The following is a 16,966-nucleotide window of genomic DNA, read 5'->3' as shown; positions in this document are numbered from 1 at the left end:
GGCTTCGCCACGGTCACTCACGCCGCCTCCAGCATCCCGCGGGACACCCGCACCCGGTCGGCCGGCGCGAGCGGCTTCGCCACGGTCACTCACGCCGCCTCCAGCATCCCGCGGGACACCCGCACCCGGTCGGCCGGCGCGAGCGGCTTCGCCACGGTCGCTCACGCCGCCTCCAGCATCCCGCGGGACACCCGCACCCGGTCGGCCGGCGCGAGCGGCTTCGCCACGGTCGCTCACGCCGCCTCCAGCATCCCGCGGGACACCCGCACCCGGTCGGCCGGCGCGAGCGGCTTCGCCACGGTCGCTCACGCCGCCTCCAGCATCCCGCGGGACACCCGCACCCGGTCGGCCGGCGCGAGCGGCTTCGCCACGGTCGCTCACGCCGCCTCCAGGTCGAGCAGCGTGCGCTTGGCCTCCGAGCCGCCGACGTAACCGCCCGCCGAACCGTCCGAACGGACCACCCGGTGACACGGCACGACGACAGGCAGCGGATTGGTGGCACAGGCGGTACCGACCGCGCGCACGGCCCGAGGGCTGCCCGCCGCCGCGGCCACCTCGGCGTAGCTCTCCGTGCTCCCGTAGCCGATGTCCGGCAGGTGCTCCAGGACGCTGCGGCGGAACCCCTTGGCCAGCCGCAGATCCAGCGCCAGGTCGAACACCCGCCGCCGCCCGTCGAAGTACTCCTCGACCTGCCTGCTCGCGAAGTCCAGCCGCCGCGGTGCTTCCAGGACGCGCGGGCTGACCGCCTCGGCGAGCCTGTCCAGGACGGCGTCGAGCCCTTCCCGGTCGTAGGCCACCCGCACCAGCCCGTCCTCTGTGGCGGCGAGCAGCAAAGTACCGACCGGGGTGTCCAGGGTGCGGTAGGCGAGATCGAGCACGCCGTCCCGCTGCGCGGCGGCGGCCAACCGGGCGTGCAGACGGGCGGTCGTGTCCTCGTCGACGGGCGGCAACGCGCCGAGCAGGAGTCTGGCCTCGTGTTCCTCGTCGTGCGTCATCGATCGTCCCCTCCCGGGGTCGCGGGGTAGGTGGCGCGCAGCGTGCGGATGCCGTCGGCGGCGGCGCGGCGCGCCGCCTCGGCCGTACCGCCGAGAATGGCGGCGACCTCGGCGTAGGGCAGGCCGCCGAGGTAGTGGTAGGCCACCGTCCGGCGTTGCTTCCCTGGCAGGGCGGCCAGCGCGGCCCAGAGATCACCGTCCCGGTCCTCCGGGCGTACCGGCGGCGGGGCGGGCCGTTCCGGCAGGTGTTCCACGGTCACCGCGCGGCGGGCCCGCGCCCGGTGGACGTCGATCGCCTTGCGGTGCGCGATGGTCACCAGCCACGCCTCGACGTTCGCCCCGGCCGGCAGGTCGGGGTAGGCCTGCAACGCGGCCAGGAAGGTCTCCGACCAGGCGTCCTCCGCGTCGGCGGCACCGGCCACGGCCCGGCAGACGCGCAGCACCGCCGGCCCGTACTCGGCCACGATCCGCTCGAACGGTCTCACTGTCACACCCGGTAGACGTTCCGGAGCGGCGGAACGTGAGCTCGCCTGCTCAGAACAGCCTCGACGCCGCCAGCTCAGAAGGTTCCTCCAGGTCCAGCAGGAAACGCTTGCGTGCCAAGCCTCCCGCGTATCCGACCAGGTTGCCGTCCGCGCCGACCACCCGGTGGCAGGGTACGACCACGGACAGCGGGTTGCGGCCGTTCGCCGAGCCGACCGCTTGCGCAAGGGCGTGCCCTGGTGCAAGCGGGTCACCGAGCTCGGCGGCCAGGTCGCCGTAGGAGCGGGTATGTCCGTACGGGATCTCGGTCAGCAGCGTCCACACCCGGCGCTGGAACTCGTTGCCCTCCGGCGCGAGCGCCAGGTCGAAACGGGTGCGCTCACCGGCGAAGTACTCGCCGAATTGCCGTTCGGCCTCGGCGAAACCGTCCGCGCTACGCGGGCCGAATCCGTCCGGATCGGGCATCCGCCGATGCCCCTCGAAGTACACGCCGGTCAATCCGTCGTCATTCGCCACGACCGTGAGGTCGCCGAGCGGAGTGCCGAGCACCGTGTGCGTCACACTCATCTCGTCGGTCCCTTCCGTTGCGCGGCAGTGTGTTCCGCTGTCCGGTAGACGCCGGGGCGGCGCGGAACGTGAGCCGCTCGCGCACTGATTCCGGCGAGCTGGTTCGCCAGCGCCTCGCCCAGTTCGGCGGCGAACCTCTCCCGCTCGCCGCCCGGCACACCGGCGAGCGCGGCGACGGCGGCGGTGGGCGTGGCATACGGCCAGAGTCCCGCGACGAGCACGAACACCGCCGAGGCCGCGACGCGCGCCTGCTCGGCTCGCAGCTCGGGCAGGCACCCGCGGATGAGGACGGACAGCCGATCCGTGCCCGCTTCGGCGCGTTGCCGAAACGTCCTGGCGAAGCCCGCGGAGATGTTGCGTTCCAGCACGCCCCCGGTGACGCTGACCAGTTCGCACAGCAGCGGCTGCCGGGCCAGCGAACCGGCGATCGCCGCCGCCACGGCGGTCTCGGCGGCGAAGGGCTCGGCGAACGGCGCGCCGGTCTCGCGGGTGGCCGGGCGGGGCAGCTCGGCCGTCAGCCCGGCCAGCCATTCCGTCCGGGTCCGGTCGAGCACTTCCAGGAAGATCGCCTCCTTGCTGTCGAAGTAGCGCAGCATCCCGGACTTCGCCAGCCCGACGCGTTCGCTCAGATCGCGCAGGCTGATCTCGGCCACCGGACGCTCGCGCAACATCGCCATTGCGGTGTCGAGAATGGCGTGCCTGCGCAGCCGGACCTGTTCCGGACGACGGGCACGCTGGAAGTCCTGCGAGGTGATCGACACCGTCGGAAGTTAACAGACCGGCGGCCCGCTATCCGTGCACATCGCCTGTTCGTGACGGGCTCGGTGTCCCGCGCCTACGCTGCGGCCCGAACCGGTGAGAGGAAACGATGAACGCGGCACAGCGATCGTGGTGGGGCTGGGGCCGGACGGCCGAGGCCGTCGGCGACGAGGAGTGCGCCGGTCTCGGCGCGCTGCTCGGGTTGTCCGGCACACCGCTGCCGGTGCCGGACGTGGCCGATCTGGCACCCTCGGCGTCATCACCGAGGCGTGGATGCGGCTGCGGGATCGCCCACGGCACAAGGCTTCCGCCGCCGTCCGGTTCGACAGCACCGCCGCGGCGACCGAGGCCCTGCGAGCGGTCGCGCAGTCCGGCATGCTCCCGTCGAACTACGGGCTGCTCGATCCCGGCGAGGCGACGTTCAGTGGTTCCGGCGATGGCCTGGCCAGGATGAGCGCGATCGTGGAGACCTTCGAGACGGCGACCACCTGGGAACGGGTGCCCGAACTCGTCGACGCGGTGCGGACGGAGGTCGGCGCTGCCGTGCGGGCGGTCTGCGGCACGGACGGCATCGTCAACCACCGATTCACCCACGCCTATCCGGACGGGGCGGCGCCGTACCTCACCGTCATCGCGCCCGGCCGCCGCGGCTCGAAGGTCGCCATGTGGGACGAGATCAAGGCCGCCGCCGGCGAGACGCTGAGCAGGCACCGCGCGACGATCACCCACCACCACGCCGTCGGCAGGGACCACCGGCCCCGGTACGACCGGCAGCGGCCGGAGCTTTTCGCGGCGGCGCTGCCCGCGGTCAAGGGCACGCTCGACCCCCAGGGCGTGCTCAACCCCGGGGTGCTGCTCGACTGATTTATTTCGCTTGACAGTTATATAACTACGGTGTTCCATACAGGTATGGACGCCTTCCAGGCCGTGGCCGACCCGGTCCGCCGCAGCATCGTCGAACGACTGGCCGGCACCGGCGAGGCCACGGCGGGCGAACTGGCCGACCTCACCCGTACCGAGTTCGGCATCAGCCAGCCCGCCACCTCCCGGCACCTGAAGGTGCTGCGGCAGACCGGGCTGGTCAGCAGCACGGTCGCGGCCCAGCGCCGCGTCTACCGCCTCAACCGGCGCCCCCTGCTCGACATCGCCGAATGGGCCACCCGCCAGCAGCGCTTCTGGAGCGGCAGGCTCGACGCGCTCGAGGACCATCTCAACGATCACCCGGAGGAACGATGACCACGACGTCCCCGCTCGGCACCGTCGACCGCGCGACCGGTTCCGCACATCTGGAACGCACCCTGTCCGCCTCCAGGGAGACCGTCTGGCAGGCCCTCACCGACCCGGTGCGGCTCGGGGCCTGGCTCGCCCCCGTCGAACGGGGGACTCCGGCGGACGGTGAGTTCGTGCTCCGGATGAACGGGGCGGAGACGGCCACCTGCACGGTCACCACCTGGGATCCGCCGGACACGTTCGCGATGACCTGGGACTACACCGGCGAAGGCCCGTCCCGCCTGCGTTTCCGGCTCCAGGACACCGCCGGCGGCACCCTGCTCGTCCTCGACCACGACCGGCTTCCGGTCGACCCCGTGCAGTACGGCGCCGGCTGGCACGTCCACCTGGACAACCTCGGCGCCCATCTGTCCGGTGTGGACAGTACGGCCGGGGGCTGCGCGGACCCTGGCTTCCTCGTCGCGTACGCCGCGCTGGAGGACCGCTACGCCGCGATCGCCACCGGGGCGCCGGCCGATGCGCGCTGAGCCCGGCCCCGGGACGGTCGCCGTGGTCACCGGCGCGGCCCGCGGCATCGGCCGCGGGATCGCGCTGGTGCTCGGCGAAGCGGGCGCCACCGTCTACCTCACCGATCGCGAGTCCCGGAGACGGCGGTACTCCGAGCTGCCGGGAACCGTCGAGGACACCGCAGAACAGGTCACCGGCCGGGGTGGCAACGGCATCGCGGTGGTGGTCGACCACACCGACGACGAGGCGGTGGCGGCGCTGTTCCGGCGGATCGCGGACGAGCACGGCGGCCTGGACCTGCTCGTCGCCAACGCCTGCGACGGTAACGCGCTGCCCTTCACGGGCGGTCCGTTCTGGACATTGCCGCTGGAACACTGGCGGAACATGATCGACGTGGGCGTGCGCAGCCATCTGGTCGCCGCCTGGCACGCGGCACCGCTGCTGATCGAACGTCGCGGGCTTGCCGTCCTCACCGGCTACGCGGGCGATCCGGGCACCGTCATCGGCGGGCACGTCTTCTACGACCTGGCGATGACCTCGATCAGCAGGCTCGCCGAGACGATCGCGCACGATCTGCGCCCGCACGGCGTCACCGCACTGGCCCTTTCGCCGGGTTTCACCAGGACCGAGGCGATCCTGGCCGCCACCGGCGGGGCACTGCCGCCGGGCACGGACTCGGTCGAGTTCTGCGGCCGCGCGGTACTGGCGCTGCTGGCCGACGGCGACGCCTCCCGCCACGCCGGCCGGACGATACCGGTCGCCGATCTGTCCACTGTGTACGGTTTCGCCGACACCGGGGACGATCCGCCGATGTGACCTGTCCGCGCTCCCGGGAAATCCGTCGCGATACCGGACTCGGTCGCGGCACCGTGCCGCCCACGTCATACTCGGCCCGGACCAGCGAATTCACCCGCCGAGCCGCGCGCCGTCAGCGAGAAAAGAAAAGTCCTCCGTCCCGGTACCACCGGAGCGAAGGACTTTTCCGCGATTCAGGGTCAGCGTTCCTTGAGCTCCCAGATCGTCCACGAGTCGCCGTCCTGAACACACCTGAAGTCGAGGACACCGTTCTTGGGCTCGTCCATGATCGCCCGTCCATCCTCCTCGCATTCCGTCTTGGAGTCGTATCCACCACCACCGACAGCCCAGGTCGGAGCTTGGGCGGCGGCCACACCCGCGGTCAGCGGCGCGGCGACGATCGCAGCGCCGAGAGCGAGACCGAGAACGGCGCGAGAACGCAAAGACTTCATCAGGTACTCCAGTTTTTCCGCATTGTGCGCGTGAACGAACGACAGCGGACGCGGCCGGAACAATGCCACCGCGATTGTCCGTGGAACCGAAGTGAATTCGGGCTGCCGACTCGTTCCATTGCCCGCCCGACGTTAGGCCCCCGTCCCGCGACGGGCAACCGCGGAAAAAGCCGGAAAGGACGGTTGCGGCGCTCACTCGCACAGCCCGGAAATTGCCGCTACCTGCGAGGAGGAGATAGCCGAACGCCGATTCCGGAGCCGAACACCCCGCCGGTGACCGGCCGGTGGATCAAGGACGTACGGACAGGTTTCGCTGCCCGCGAGGGCAGCCTGCCCGTGCCGGGGCAACGTTCACGCGGGCCGTGGCCGGACGTACACGCTCCGGAGAACACCGGTTCAGAGCAGGGCCACCGACAACGCCTGGGCGATCTCCTTACCGAGAGCGTGCGTCGCACTGTCCGGCGGGGCACCGACCTTCACCACGATCGGCCCGCCGAAGGGCTGGCGTTCGACAACCTCGATCCGTTCACCGAGACCGATCGCTCGCTCGGTCAGGTAGCGCAACAGTTCCGGGTCGGTGTCCCAGACCCGGACGATCTCGCCGACCGAGCCGGGATCCAGCTCGTCGAGCAGCCGGGTGGAGACTTCCTCGATGCTGCCGTCCTCGGCCGGGATCGGGTCGCCGTGCGGATCGCGGACCGGATTGCCGAGCTTCTCCGCGATGCGTTCGACCAGCAGATCGGACACGACATGCTCCAGCGCGTCCGCCTCGGCGTGCACCTCGTCCCAGGTGTAGTCCAGCTCCGAGACCAGGTACGACTCGATCAGCCGGTGCCTGCGCAGCACCCCGCGGGCCAGCAGCCTGCCCTCGGTGGTCAGCCCGATGCCGCGGTACGGCACATGCGCGACGAGTCCCTGCTGCGACAGCTTGGTGACCATTCCGGACGCCGAGGAGGGGCTCACGTCCATCCTGGTGGCCAGCGTCGTGTTGGTGACCTCCTCGCCGCGCTCCGCCAGGCCATAGATGGCCCGGACGTAGTCCTCGATCGACGACGATCGTCGCTGCGGGCTGTCAACCATGCCGCCTACGATACGGTCCGCCCGCCTAGCCGGGCAGCCAGCGGTACTGGAGCCAGCCGTCCACGGTCTTCGCGCCGAGACCGGCGTAGAACGCGGCCGCCTTCTCGTTGTCCGCCTGCATCTCCCACTCCACCCGGCCGTCGGTACGGCCGCGCAGTTCCGCCAGCAGTTCCCGCCCGAGACCGTGCCTGCGGTGCTCGGGGCGGATGAAGATGTCGTCGAGCCAGATGCCGGGCCGGGCCTCCCAGGTGGAGAAGTTCCAGCAGCAGAAGGCGAAACCGGCCACGACGCCGGGAGCGTCCGGGGCCTCGGCGAGCAGCACCCACGCCTTCGGCTCGGCACCGAAGAGATGCCTGCCCATCTGCTCCCGGTCCAGCTTCAGATCGTTCTTTCCCTCGTAGACGGCGTGCTCCTCGATGAGGGAGCAGATCTCGTCGACATCACTCGCCACGGCGTCACGCACCGGCATCAGCGGGTTTCCCTTCGTCGCATGGATCGGTTCACGGGGCCTCGTACGCCAGTACGCCACCGACGACGGTGCCCAGCACACGGTTGCCGTCGAGGTTCGCCTCGTCGGCGGGATCGGCGGCGAGCGCGACGAAGTCGGCCAGCTTGCCGACCTCCAGCGTGCCGAGGTCGTGCTCGCGGAACGCGGCGTGGGCCGAGCCCTCGGTGTAGGCGCGCAGGGCCTGTTCCGCGGTCAGTGCCTCGCCGGGCGCCAGCGGCACCCCGGACGAGGTCCGCCTGCGCACCAGGTCGGCCATGCCGAGCAGCGGCGCGCCGTCCACCACCGGACGGTCGGAGCTGCCCGGCAGCACACAGCCGGCGTCGAGGAAACTACGCTGCCGGTAACAGGATTCCTCCCGCGCGGGGCCGAGCGCGGCCCGCATCCCGTCACCGATCTCGTTCACGAAACGGCCCTGCGGCACGGGAATCAGCCCGAGCCCGGCCATCCTGCGTACCTCGGCCTCGGACACGACGGCGGCGTGCTCGATCCGGTGCCGGTGATCGTCCCTCGGATGCGCCGCCAGTGCGGCGGCGTAGGCGTCGAGCACCACGCTGACCGCGCGGTCGCCGATGGCGTGGGTGGCGATCTGCCAGCCCGACCGGTGGGCGCGGGCGATGGTGGTGGCCAGTTCGTCCTCGGGCACCTGGAAGTAGCCGCGATTGCCGGGGTCGCCCGCGAAGTCCTCGTGCATGGCGCAGGTGCGGCCGATCAGCGAACCGTCGGCGAAGAGTTTCATCGGCCCGATCCGCAGCCAGTCGTCCCCGAAGCCGCTGCGCAGGCCCAGGTCCAGGCCGAAGCGGACGTCGTCGCTCTCGTCGTGGTCGAGGTCGTGCAGCACGCTCGCGGCCACCATCAGCGTGGTGCGGACGTGAAGCCGGCCGCGCTGCCTGGCGAGCTGGTAGGCGGCGGCCTCACCGGGGGTCTCACCGACCAGCCCGCCGCCGATCCCCGCCTCCTGGACGCTGGTGATCCCCTCGGACAGGTAGCGCCTGCCCGCGTTGGCGATGCCACGGGCCACCGACTCGATCGGCGTCGGGTAGATCAGCGGGCGCAGCAGCAGTTGTGCCTGCTCGCGCAGCAGACCGGTGGGTGAGCCCTCCGCGTCGCGCACCACGTCGCCGCCGACGGGCACTCCCGCGAGGTCGAGCTTGTCCAGTACCCGGGAGTTGACCACGGTCATGTGGCCGGAGGTGTGCTTGAGCCGGACGTGGTGCCCCGGCGCGGCACGGTCGAGGCCGTGACGGGTGGGATGCCCGCCGATGAGCCGGTTCTGGTCGTAGCCGCTGCCCACCACCCAGCTACCGGTGGGCTGCTGGGCCGCACGGCGGGCGACGGCCTCGTAGACGTCCTCGACGCTCGCGCAGGCGGCGGAACCGAGCGGCACCTCGTCCAGGCTCATGCCGAACCAGGCCATGTGGTTGTGCGCGTCGTGGAAACCGGGGACCACGCTCGCCCCGGCGAGATCCACCCGCCGCGCGGCGGACAGCCCGGCCGCCTCCTCGCCGAGTGCCACGATCCGGCCGTGCAGCACGGCCAGCGCCGTCACCACCCCGCCGGGCGTGCGCACCCGCGCGTTCTCGAACACCGCGTCCACCCGCATCGCCGACCTCCTCGAACTTAAGGCTATCGATCGATCGATAGCTCGTCTAGGCTCGGCGTCATGACAGGCATCCCAGCGGACCCCCCTGCCGATTCCGGCACGGTCTCCGGCACCGGTTCCGGCACCGTCGAGCTCGCCGTGGACGACGGCGTCGCGCTCGTCTGGCTGAACCGGCCGGAACGGCTCAACGCCGTCACCGCCGCCCTCGTGGACGACCTCCTCGACGCGCTCGACGCGGCGGGCCGATCAGGAGCGGGAGCGGTGATCCTGGCCGGGCGCGGCAGGGCGTTCTGCGCGGGCCACGACCTCAAGGAGCCGACGCCCGCAGGCGACTCGCGGGACCGTCTGGAGCGCCTGCAGGACGTCACCCGCAAGCTGCGCGCACTCCCCCAGCCGGTGATCGCCGCCGTGCACGGCTACGCGATCGGCGCGGGCGCGGAGTTCGCGCTCGGCTGCGACCTGGTGCTGGCCGCCGACGACGCCGTCTTCCGCTTTCCCGAGGTCGGTCTCGGCCTGAGCGTCACCGGTGCCGCGTCCCGGCTGCTGCCGCTGCTGGTCGGCCCGCACAAGGCGAAGGAACTGCTGCTGCTGGGCGAGAAGATCGACGCCCCGCTGGCCGACCGGCTCGGCCTGGTGAACCACGTCGTGCCCGCGCACGCGCTGATGGAGAGCGCGATGACCTGGGCGAGCACGCTCGCCGCCCGTCCGGCCGGGGCGGCCACGCTCGCCAAGCGCGCGGTGGACCAGGGCATCGACTCGGCCGTCGAACCGGCGCTGGAGCTGGAGGTGAGCCACGCGCTGGTCACCGAGCACAGTGCCGAGGTGGCCGCGTCCACGGCGGAGTTCCGCTCCCGCGACAAGGCAGGGCGATGACGGCGCCGAGCGACCTGGTCGCCCTGCTCGGACGTGCCGCCCGGACCTGGCCGGACCGGCTCGCCTGGGTGTTCGACGCGACCGGTGAGCGGCTGACCTTCGCCGAGGTGGACCGGCGCAGCGGGGAACTGGCTCTCGCGCTGGGCGAACTCGGCGTGGCCGGCGGCGACCGGGTCGCGGTGATGTTGCGCAACGTGCCGGAGTTTCCCTTGCTGTGGCTGGCACTCGGCAAGATCGGCGCGATACTGGTGCCGGTCAACACCGGCTACCGGGAGCTCGACGGCGCGCACGTGCTGACCCACTCCGGGGCCCGTTTCGCCGTCGCGGACGCGGAGTTCACCGAGCTGCTCACCACCATCGCCCCGGACACCGCCGTCGAACGGGTGCTCACCCCGGCCGAGCTGGCGGAGCTGGTGCCGGACCGCGAGCCGCCGGAGTTCCACACGGTCGCCGAACGCCCGGTCAACATCCAGTACACCTCCGGCACCACCGGCGCCCCGAAGGGCTGCGTGCTGCCGCACCGGTACTGGACGACACTGGCGAACGGCCTGGTCGACGGATTCCCCTCGCTCGCCTCGGACGACACGATGCTGACCGCGCAACCGTTCCACTACATCGATCCACAGTGGAACGTCGCTCTCGGACTGGCCTCCGGGGCGACGCTGGTGGTGCTGGACCGCTTCCACCCGTCGACGTTCTGGGCCAAGGTTCGCCAGCACCAGGTCACCTGGTTCTACTGCCTGGGCATGATGCCCACCCTGCTGCTGCGGCAGCCCCCGGCGGCCGAGGACACCCGGCACCGGGTACGGGCGATCAGCGCGTCGGCGATCCCGCGGGAGCTGCATGGCGAACTGGAGGCCCGCTGGGGTGTGCCGTGGTACGAGGCGTTCGGGATGACCGAGACGGGCAGCGATCTGCGGGTGTCCGAAGCGGACCACGACGCCGCGGTCGGCTCCGGCTGCATCGGCACGCCGCTGCGCGACCGTGAGGCGATGATCGTCGACGACGAGGGGAAACCCTTGCCACGCGGGGAAACCGGCGAGCTGGTGCTGCGCGGGATCGGCCTGATGCACGGCTACCACGACGATCCCGAGGCGACCGCGAGGGCGTTCCGCGGCGGCTGGTTCCACACCGGCGACCTGGCCACCATGGACGAGGACGGCCGGGTGTTCTTCGTCGGCCGGACGAAGGACATGATCCGGCGCAGCGGCGAGAACGTGTCCGCGGACGAGGTGGAGCGGGCCCTGCTGCTGCACCCCGCCGTCCGGCTGGCCGCCGTCGTCGCCGTGCCGGACGAGGTCCGCGGCGAGGAGATCAAGGCGTACGTCGTGCTGGACGGCCACACCGCCGAGGACACCCCGCCCGCCACCCTGGCCGAGTTCTGCGCGACGAAGCTCGCCTACTTCAAGGTCCCGCGCTTCTGGGCCTACGCGGACGCGCTGCCGCTGACCCCGTCGGAACGGGTGGCCAAGGGCGAACTGCGCGCCGCGGCGGACCCGCTCGCCGGAACCTACGACCGGGCGAACGGCAGGTGGCGGTGACCGACCGAGGGCCGAGCGGCGAGCGCGTCCGCAAGGCGGCGGTGAAGCTGTTCGCCGCCAAGGGTTTCCACGGCACCGGCATCCGCGACCTTGCCACCGAGGCGGAACTGTCCTCGGCCAGCCTCTACCACTACATGGGGACCAAGGAGCAGCTCCTCGCCGGGATCATGACGGAGTGCCTCGGCCACCTGCTCACCGGTGCGCGGCTGGCCGTGGCCGGGGTCGCCGACCCGCGGGAACGGCTGGGCAGGCTGGTCGTCGTGCACGTCATCGCGCACGCCGTGCGGCCGGAGGAGACCCAGGTGGTGGACAACGAGGTTCGCGCGCTGTCGCCGGAAACCCGGCGCGGGGTGGTGGAACTGCGCGATGCCTACGAACTGCTGTGGGCGGAGACGATCGACGAGGGCGTCCGGGCCGGCGCGTTCCACCCCGGCGAGCCCGCGGTGACCCGGCTGGCGTTGCTGGAGATGTGCAGCGGGGTGGCGCGCTGGTACTCGCCGCGCGGCGCGCTCTCGCTGGAACAGCTCGCCGGGCACTACGCCGAACTCGCCATGCGGGCGCTGGGCTGCGCGGATTCCGGCCCCGGCCCGGACCTGGCCCGCTGCCGCGCCGTCGTGACGCGGGTCTGGGGCGCGCCGGACGAAGTACCGTCCACCGGGCATTGAGGCCGGGCAGCGCTTGCTACCTGCGCGTACGTGGGGGACGCTCGAAGGCGTGACTGAGGAAACGATCCAACTCGAGCTCACCGAATCGGGCGTCGCGCCCGGCCTTCCCGCCCCGCCCGACCCCCGCGATCAGGTACAGGACGTGCCGTACCGCCCGGTCGGCTTCCGTGACGACAACCTTCCGGCAGCGCTGGAGCGTTGCGCGGGCTGGCTACGGCAGGCACAGCAGTGGCTCGGCGAACCGGTGGACGTGCTGGCGATCCATCTCGACTACGACGACCGCGAGGGTTCGCCGTACTACGACCTGAAACTGCTGTGCAACGAGGAGGACCTGGCCGGTGCGCCGATCGCGTTGCGCGCCCAGGCCGACGGGGCCCCCACCGGCTGATCGTCCGCCTCGTACCGGCACCGCCGGAGGGGAAACACGTCGACGACCTTCCCCTCCGGCGGCACAACCCATGTCCGGCTCCCCGGGGCAATTTCCCTTAGTTCGCAACACTAACGGCCCCGCGGTGAGGCACGCCGCCCGCTGTGGTTCCACGGCACCGGGCATCAGCCCAGTGAGCCGCTGACCTTCACGTGCCCCTTGAGCAGGTTCCGCGCGATGGTGCGACGCTGGATCTCGTCGGTACCCTCGTAGATGCGCAGCAGCCGCAGCTCCCGGTACCAGCGCTCGATCGGTAGTTCCCGCGTGTAGCCCATGCCGCCGTGGATCTGCATGACGCGGTCGACGATCTCGTTGGCCTTCGTGCCGCCGTAGAGCTTGGCGACCGACTGCGCGTGCCGCGAGTCCATCCCGGAATCGACCTGCCAGGCCGCGTGCAGCACCAGCCAGCGCAACGCCTCCAGTTCGACGCCCGAGTCGGCGATCATCCACTGGATCGCCTGGCGTTCGGCGATCAGCGCACCGAAGGTCTCCCGGGTGTTGGCGTGCTCGATGGCCATGGAGATGAGCCGCTCACAGGAACCGATCGCCCGCGCGGGCAGCAGGTACCGGCCCCGGCCGATCCACTGCATCGCCAGCGCGAAACCCTGGCCGACCTCGCCGAGGACCTGGCTCTCCGGAACGCGGACGTCCTCGAAGACGAGCGCCGCGGGCCCCCACTCGCCCATGGTGTCGATGTACTCCGAGCGCCAGCCCATGTCCCGGTCGACCAGGAAGCAGGTGACGCCGCCGTCCGCGCCCTTCTCCTGGTCGGTGATCGCGAAGACCATGGTGAAGTCGGCCTCGTTGCCGCCGGTGATGAACGTCTTCTCGCCGTTGATGATCCAGTCGGAACCGTCCTTGCGGGCCGAGGCGCGGATCGCCTTCGCGTCGGAGCCCGCTCCGGGTTCGGTGATGGCGAAGCAGGACTTGCGCTCACCCGCGATCGTCGGCAGCAGGTAGCGCTGCTTCTGCTCCTCGTTGGCGTGAAAAAGGATGTTGTCCGCGGAGCCGCCGAAGCTGAACTGCACGAAGGTACGGCCGAGTTCGGCCTCCAGCAGGGCCGTCATCACGGCGGAGAGGCCCATGCCGCCGTACTCCTCCGGCGTCTGCACACCCCAGAAGCCGGACTCCTTCGCCTTGAGCCGCAGTTCGGTCAGCTCCTCACCGGTCAGTCCGGGCTCGCCCGCGCGTTCCCGGCGCAGCACGTCCTGCTCACGGGGTACCAGTTCCCGCTGGACGAAGGTGCGGACCCAGTCCCGTACCTCGCGCTCCTCGGTGCTCAGGCTGAAATCCATGCGCGGAACCTCCGTCATTACTCGCCAGTAGACACCCCGACGTTAGCGAGCATGCGCCTTCCTCGCAGCACGTTCAACACCGGGTCCGCGCCGGGGCTGCACGAATGGCGGTCCGTGCCGTAAGTTCCGCACGTCCATTTCCGAGGAACCGCACGAAGTTGCCCGATACCGAATCGCCGAGGAGCACACCATGGCAAAAGAACCGGAGGGCGACGGCACCGTGACGGCCCCGCGCCGGGACCGGACGCACTATCTGTACATCGCGGTGATCGCCGCCGTGTTCCTCGGTGCGGCGCTCGGCCTGCTCGCGCCGGAGTTCGCGAAGGAACTCAAGCCCGTCGGCGAGGGCTTCGTCAACCTGATCAAGATGATGATCTCGCCGATCATCTTCTGCACGATCGTGCTCGGCGTCGGCTCGGTCGCCAAGGCGGCCTCGGTCGGCAAGGTCGGTGGCCTGGCGATCGGCTACTTCATGGTGATGTCCACGGTCGCGCTGGCGATCGGCCTGGTCGTCGGCAACATCCTGCACCCCGGCGACGGCCTCAACCTGACCGCCGACGTGGCGCAGTCGGGCCAGGAGCAGATCAAGGAGAGCGAAAGCACCGTCGAGTTCCTGATCGGCATCATCCCGACGACGCTGGTGTCGGCGTTCACCGAGGGCGAGGTGCTGCAGACGCTGCTGGTCGCCCTGCTGGCCGGGTTCGCGGTGCAGAAGCTGGGCGCCAGGGGCGAGCCGATCAAGCGCGGCATCGAGCACATCCAGCGGCTGGTCTTCCGCATTCTCGCCATGATCATGTGGGCGGCACCGGTCGGCGCGTTCGGCGCGATCGCCGCGGTGGTCGGCGCCACCGGCTGGGACGCGCTGGCCAGTCTGGCGATCATCATGATCGGCTTCTACCTGACGTGCGCGTTGTTCGTGTTCATCGTGCTCGGCCTGCTGATGCGGTTCATCGGCAAGATGAACCTGTTCTCGCTGCTGCGTTATCTCGGCCGTGAGTTCCTGCTGATCCTGTCCACCTCGTCCTCGGAATCGGCGCTGCCCCGGCTGATCGCGAAGATGGAACACCTGGGCGTGAGCAAGCCGGTCGTCGGCATCACCGTGCCCACCGGGTACTCGTTCAACCTCGACGGGACCGCGATCTACCTGACGATGGCCTCGTTGTTCATCGCCGAGGCGCTCAACGCACCGCTGTCGGTGGGCGAGCAGATCTCCCTGCTGGTCTTCATGATCATCGCGTCGAAGGGCGCGGCGGGCGTCACCGGTGCCGGACTGGCGACCCTGGCCGGTGGCCTCTCCTCGCACCGTCCGGAACTGGTCGACGGCGTCGGCTTCATCGTCGGCATCGACCGGTTCATGTCCGAGGCGCGTGCGCTGACCAACTTCGCCGGCAACGCCGTCGCCACCGTGCTGGTCGGCACCTGGACCAACGAGATCGACCGGGAGCAGACGAAGCGGGTGCTCTCCGGCGAGGATCCGTTCGACGAGGCGACCCTGCTCGACGACCACTCCGCGTCCGCACCGTCCGGCGGGAAACCCGCGGGCGAGGGTGGTTCGTGATCCCTTGCGAAATCCGGTGGGCCGTCCCGTTCGTGGACGGCCCACCGGAGGGACTGCTCGACGAGCGGGAACGGCAGCGGTACGCGGGCTACCGGCAGGAGGCGGACCGGCGCCGCTTCCTGACCGGCCGGATGCTCGCGAAACGGGTGGCGGGCGAACGTCTCGGCCTGGCGCCGGAGGCCGTCCGGTTCGACGCGACCTGCACCGACTGCGGTGCACCACACGGGCCGCCACGGATCCCCGGCGCCCCGCTGGCCCTGTCGATCTCGCACTCCGGCGAGCGGGTCGGCGTCGCCGTGACCGGCGGCGAGCCGGTGGGCCTCGACGTGGAGAGCACCGCCCGCCGGATCGACGCCTCGCTGATCGGCTACGCGCTCGGCGAGACCGAACGCGCCGAACTCGACGCCCTGCCGCCGAACGAGCGCGGCGACGGGTTCTTCGCCTACTGGACGGCCAAGGAGGCCGCGATGAAGGCCACCGGGCGCGGTCTGCGGATCCCCCTGCGCAGCCTGACGATGTCCGCGCCGGGCGAACCCCCTCGGTTGCTCGCCTCGACCGACCCGGCTCTGCCGTCGAACGCGATCCGGTTGGCCCGCCTCGGCCCGGGCGCGGAGTACCGCGGGACGGTCGCCGTGCTCACCTCGGACGTACTGGACGTGACCGAACGCTGGTGGGCGCCCTGACCGGACGCGGCCGCCCGGAGGTCAGAGTCCCAGCACCCGCAGCCAGTCGGCGAGCGTCGGCCGTTCGGCGAGGTCCACGAAGCCGACGTTCGCCCCGGCCGCGTTCCACCGCTCGACCAGCGACATGATGCGGATCGAGTCGAGACCCTCGTCCACCAGGTTGTCCTCCGGTTCGAGCTCGGCCCGGTCGATCTCCAGCAGCTCGGCGATGTCGTCGAGCACCCGATCGCGGGTCAGCGGCGCGTTCTCCGTTGTCTTGTCCACGCTCAGCGCCCCGCCTTCTCCAGCTCCGGGCCCCCGGCATGTTCGACTGCGCCGAGCGCGTCGAGCATCCGGGACGTGGAGGTCGCCACGGCACAGCGCAGGGCCGCGTACCGGACGGCCATCCGGTGATCGTCGAGGGAGAAGTCGGCGACCGCGTCGGCGAGGAAGAAGGCCTGCACGTCCTGCATGAAGGCTTCGCAGGCGGTCATCAGGCAGCCCATGTGCGCGTATATCCCGGTGACCAGGAGCTGGTCCCGGCCCCAGTCGCGCAGCCGCTGCCGCAGGTCCGTGCGCTGGAAGGCGGAGTAGCGCCACTTGGTCAGCAACACGTCGTCCTCGGCGGGGGCGAGCTCGGGAATGATCTTCTCCTGCTCCGGTACCGCGCGCAGTCCGGGACCCCAGAAGTCGGTGAGCAGCCTGCGGTCCTCCGGCGCCTGGTCGCCCGGCTGGGCGGAGAACACCACCGGGATTCCGAGCAAGTCCGCCCTTTCCCGCAGCGCCGCGATGTTTGCGACCACAGTGGACAGTGGCTCGGAGTCGGGCTGGTAGGCGTCGACGAAGTAGTGCTGCATGTCGTGCACCAGCAGGACGGCCCGGTTCGGCTCCGGCGTCCAGGAAACCTTGCTGGGCGGCAGTTCCGCCTCCGCAGGCACCGGATACGGGGCTATCGCTGGGAGTGCCACG

21 protein-coding genes are annotated in these 16,966 nt (G+C 71.0%); 10 read left to right on the top strand and 11 right to left on the bottom strand.

Features of this window, described 5'->3' with window-relative positions; all coding sequences use genetic code 11:
• Window positions 1-377 precede the first annotated feature (377 nt).
• From CFN78_RS24845 to CFN78_RS24830, 4 genes are read right to left on the bottom strand one after another with little or no spacing between them, the layout of a single operon-like run.
• Window positions 378-995: a methylated-DNA--[protein]-cysteine S-methyltransferase gene (locus CFN78_RS24845; RefSeq protein WP_094865436.1), complete on the bottom strand. Its 618-nt coding sequence runs from the start codon at window positions 993-995 to the stop codon at window positions 378-380.
• A complete protein-coding gene (locus CFN78_RS24840) occupies window positions 992-1,486 on the bottom strand; it encodes an RNA polymerase sigma factor (RefSeq protein ID WP_165777693.1) in 495 nt (164 codons plus the stop codon). The genes CFN78_RS24845 and CFN78_RS24840 overlap by 4 nt, the downstream gene beginning before the upstream one ends.
• A 43-nt stretch (window positions 1,487-1,529) precedes the next feature.
• Window positions 1,530-2,045 carry a methylated-DNA--[protein]-cysteine S-methyltransferase gene (locus CFN78_RS24835; RefSeq protein WP_094865434.1) on the bottom strand — a complete coding sequence of 172 codons (516 nt, stop codon included), beginning with the start codon at window positions 2,043-2,045 and terminating at the stop codon, window positions 1,530-1,532.
• Complete coding sequence (locus CFN78_RS24830) at window positions 2,042-2,806, bottom strand: TetR/AcrR family transcriptional regulator (RefSeq protein WP_240519673.1); 765 nt, start codon at window positions 2,804-2,806, stop codon at window positions 2,042-2,044. Before CFN78_RS24830 ends, CFN78_RS24835 begins: the two co-directional genes overlap by 4 nt.
• 271 nt (window positions 2,807-3,077) lie before the next feature.
• Between CFN78_RS24830 and CFN78_RS24825 the strand changes: the two genes are divergently transcribed.
• The 4 genes from CFN78_RS24825 to CFN78_RS24810 are packed head-to-tail and all read left to right on the top strand — an operon-like array spanning window position 3,078 to window position 5,357.
• The gene (locus CFN78_RS24825) at window positions 3,078-3,668 is read left to right on the top strand and encodes an FAD-linked oxidase C-terminal domain-containing protein (protein ID WP_094865433.1); all 591 of its coding nucleotides are present in this window, start codon (window positions 3,078-3,080) and stop codon (window positions 3,666-3,668) included.
• Window positions 3,669-3,713: 45 nt separating this feature from the next.
• Window positions 3,714-4,040, top strand: coding sequence for an ArsR/SmtB family transcription factor (locus tag CFN78_RS24820; protein WP_094865432.1), 327 nt, complete (start codon window positions 3,714-3,716; stop codon window positions 4,038-4,040).
• Window positions 4,037-4,561 (top strand): SRPBCC family protein, encoded by a 525-nt coding sequence (locus CFN78_RS24815; protein WP_165777692.1) that lies wholly within the window; start codon window positions 4,037-4,039, stop codon window positions 4,559-4,561. Before CFN78_RS24820 ends, CFN78_RS24815 begins: the two co-directional genes overlap by 4 nt.
• Entirely contained in the window at window positions 4,551-5,357 is an 807-nt protein-coding gene (locus CFN78_RS24810; RefSeq protein ID WP_094865430.1) for an SDR family oxidoreductase, read from the top strand. Before CFN78_RS24815 ends, CFN78_RS24810 begins: the two co-directional genes overlap by 11 nt.
• 179 nt (window positions 5,358-5,536) lie before the next feature.
• Here CFN78_RS24810 and CFN78_RS24805 read toward each other — a convergent pair whose 3' ends face one another.
• The 4 genes from CFN78_RS24805 to CFN78_RS24790 all read right to left on the bottom strand — a co-directional run bounded on the left by CFN78_RS24805 (window position 5,537) and on the right by CFN78_RS24790 (window position 8,976).
• Entirely contained in the window at window positions 5,537-5,857 is a 321-nt protein-coding gene (locus CFN78_RS24805; RefSeq protein WP_094865429.1) for a hypothetical protein, read from the bottom strand.
• Window positions 5,858-6,184: 327 nt separating this feature from the next.
• The gene (locus tag CFN78_RS24800; protein WP_094865428.1) at window positions 6,185-6,868 is read right to left on the bottom strand and encodes a metal-dependent transcriptional regulator; all 684 of its coding nucleotides are present in this window, start codon (window positions 6,866-6,868) and stop codon (window positions 6,185-6,187) included.
• Between the two features lie 25 nt (window positions 6,869-6,893).
• Complete coding sequence (locus CFN78_RS24795; RefSeq protein ID WP_094865427.1) at window positions 6,894-7,337, bottom strand: GNAT family N-acetyltransferase; 444 nt, start codon at window positions 7,335-7,337, stop codon at window positions 6,894-6,896.
• 31 nt (window positions 7,338-7,368) lie between these two features.
• Complete coding sequence (locus tag CFN78_RS24790) at window positions 7,369-8,976, bottom strand: amidohydrolase (RefSeq protein WP_094865426.1); 1,608 nt, start codon at window positions 8,974-8,976, stop codon at window positions 7,369-7,371.
• Window positions 8,977-9,036: 60 nt separating this feature from the next.
• Between CFN78_RS24790 and CFN78_RS24785 the strand changes: the two genes are divergently transcribed.
• From CFN78_RS24785 to CFN78_RS24770, 4 genes are read left to right on the top strand one after another with little or no spacing between them, the layout of a single operon-like run.
• Window positions 9,037-9,849: an enoyl-CoA hydratase/isomerase family protein gene (locus tag CFN78_RS24785; protein ID WP_094865425.1), complete on the top strand. Its 813-nt coding sequence runs from the start codon at window positions 9,037-9,039 to the stop codon at window positions 9,847-9,849.
• A complete protein-coding gene (locus CFN78_RS24780; RefSeq protein WP_094865424.1) occupies window positions 9,846-11,390 on the top strand; it encodes an AMP-binding protein in 1,545 nt (514 codons plus the stop codon). The genes CFN78_RS24785 and CFN78_RS24780 overlap by 4 nt, the downstream gene beginning before the upstream one ends.
• On the top strand, window positions 11,387-12,055 hold the full coding sequence (locus CFN78_RS24775; RefSeq protein ID WP_420807924.1) for a TetR/AcrR family transcriptional regulator: 669 nt from the start codon (window positions 11,387-11,389) through the stop codon (window positions 12,053-12,055). Before CFN78_RS24780 ends, CFN78_RS24775 begins: the two co-directional genes overlap by 4 nt.
• A 49-nt stretch (window positions 12,056-12,104) precedes the next feature.
• Window positions 12,105-12,443 (top strand): hypothetical protein, encoded by a 339-nt coding sequence (locus tag CFN78_RS24770; RefSeq protein ID WP_094865422.1) that lies wholly within the window; start codon window positions 12,105-12,107, stop codon window positions 12,441-12,443.
• Between the two features lie 164 nt (window positions 12,444-12,607).
• On the opposite strand, the gene CFN78_RS24765 is transcribed toward CFN78_RS24770, so the two are convergent.
• Window positions 12,608-13,777 carry an acyl-CoA dehydrogenase family protein gene (locus tag CFN78_RS24765; RefSeq protein WP_094865421.1) on the bottom strand — a complete coding sequence of 390 codons (1,170 nt, stop codon included), beginning with the start codon at window positions 13,775-13,777 and terminating at the stop codon, window positions 12,608-12,610.
• Between the two features lie 190 nt (window positions 13,778-13,967).
• Here CFN78_RS24765 and CFN78_RS24760 point away from each other — a divergent pair, with 190 nt between their 5' ends.
• Both CFN78_RS24760 and CFN78_RS24755 read left to right on the top strand, forming a co-directional pair.
• Complete coding sequence (locus CFN78_RS24760; protein WP_094865420.1) at window positions 13,968-15,335, top strand: cation:dicarboxylate symporter family transporter; 1,368 nt, start codon at window positions 13,968-13,970, stop codon at window positions 15,333-15,335.
• Entirely contained in the window at window positions 15,332-16,018 is a 687-nt protein-coding gene (locus CFN78_RS24755) for a 4'-phosphopantetheinyl transferase family protein (RefSeq protein ID WP_240519672.1), read from the top strand. The genes CFN78_RS24760 and CFN78_RS24755 overlap by 4 nt, the downstream gene beginning before the upstream one ends.
• A gap of 21 nt (window positions 16,019-16,039) precedes the next feature.
• On the opposite strand, the gene CFN78_RS24750 is transcribed toward CFN78_RS24755, so the two are convergent.
• Complete coding sequence (locus CFN78_RS24750) at window positions 16,040-16,282, bottom strand: phosphopantetheine-binding protein (RefSeq protein WP_240519671.1); 243 nt, start codon at window positions 16,280-16,282, stop codon at window positions 16,040-16,042.
• Between the two features lie 2 nt (window positions 16,283-16,284).
• Window positions 16,285-16,965: an isochorismatase family protein gene (locus tag CFN78_RS24745; RefSeq protein ID WP_094865419.1), complete on the bottom strand. Its 681-nt coding sequence runs from the start codon at window positions 16,963-16,965 to the stop codon at window positions 16,285-16,287.
• Window position 16,966: the final 1 nt, after the last annotated feature.

It is taken from the genome of Amycolatopsis antarctica, from assembly GCF_002262875.1.
Lineage (GTDB): Bacteria > Actinomycetota > Actinomycetes > Mycobacteriales > Pseudonocardiaceae > Amycolatopsis > Amycolatopsis antarctica.
This window is presented reverse-complemented; position numbering and strand designations above follow the sequence as displayed.

Coding starts and splice junctions, on each gene's coding strand:
- CFN78_RS24820 (WP_094865432.1), top strand. CDS start 3,714: ATGGACGCCTTCCAGGCCGTGGCCGACCCGGTCCGCCGCAGCATCGTC.
- CFN78_RS24825 (WP_094865433.1), top strand. CDS start 3,078: ATGCGGCTGCGGGATCGCCCACGGCACAAGGCTTCCGCCGCCGTCCGG.
- CFN78_RS24795 (WP_094865427.1), bottom strand. CDS start 7,337: ATGCCGGTGCGTGACGCCGTGGCGAGTGATGTCGACGAGATCTGCTCC.
- CFN78_RS24790 (WP_094865426.1), bottom strand. CDS start 8,976: ATGCGGGTGGACGCGGTGTTCGAGAACGCGCGGGTGCGCACGCCCGGC.
- CFN78_RS24835 (WP_094865434.1), bottom strand. CDS start 2,045: ATGAGTGTGACGCACACGGTGCTCGGCACTCCGCTCGGCGACCTCACG.
- CFN78_RS24780 (WP_094865424.1), top strand. CDS start 9,846: ATGACGGCGCCGAGCGACCTGGTCGCCCTGCTCGGACGTGCCGCCCGG.
- CFN78_RS24815 (WP_165777692.1), top strand. CDS start 4,037: ATGACCACGACGTCCCCGCTCGGCACCGTCGACCGCGCGACCGGTTCC.
- CFN78_RS24765 (WP_094865421.1), bottom strand. CDS start 13,777: ATGGATTTCAGCCTGAGCACCGAGGAGCGCGAGGTACGGGACTGGGTC.
- CFN78_RS24845 (WP_094865436.1), bottom strand. CDS start 995: ATGACGCACGACGAGGAACACGAGGCCAGACTCCTGCTCGGCGCGTTG.
- CFN78_RS24810 (WP_094865430.1), top strand. CDS start 4,551: ATGCGCGCTGAGCCCGGCCCCGGGACGGTCGCCGTGGTCACCGGCGCG.
- CFN78_RS24800 (WP_094865428.1), bottom strand. CDS start 6,868: ATGGTTGACAGCCCGCAGCGACGATCGTCGTCGATCGAGGACTACGTC.
- CFN78_RS24785 (WP_094865425.1), top strand. CDS start 9,037: ATGACAGGCATCCCAGCGGACCCCCCTGCCGATTCCGGCACGGTCTCC.
- CFN78_RS24760 (WP_094865420.1), top strand. CDS start 13,968: ATGGCAAAAGAACCGGAGGGCGACGGCACCGTGACGGCCCCGCGCCGG.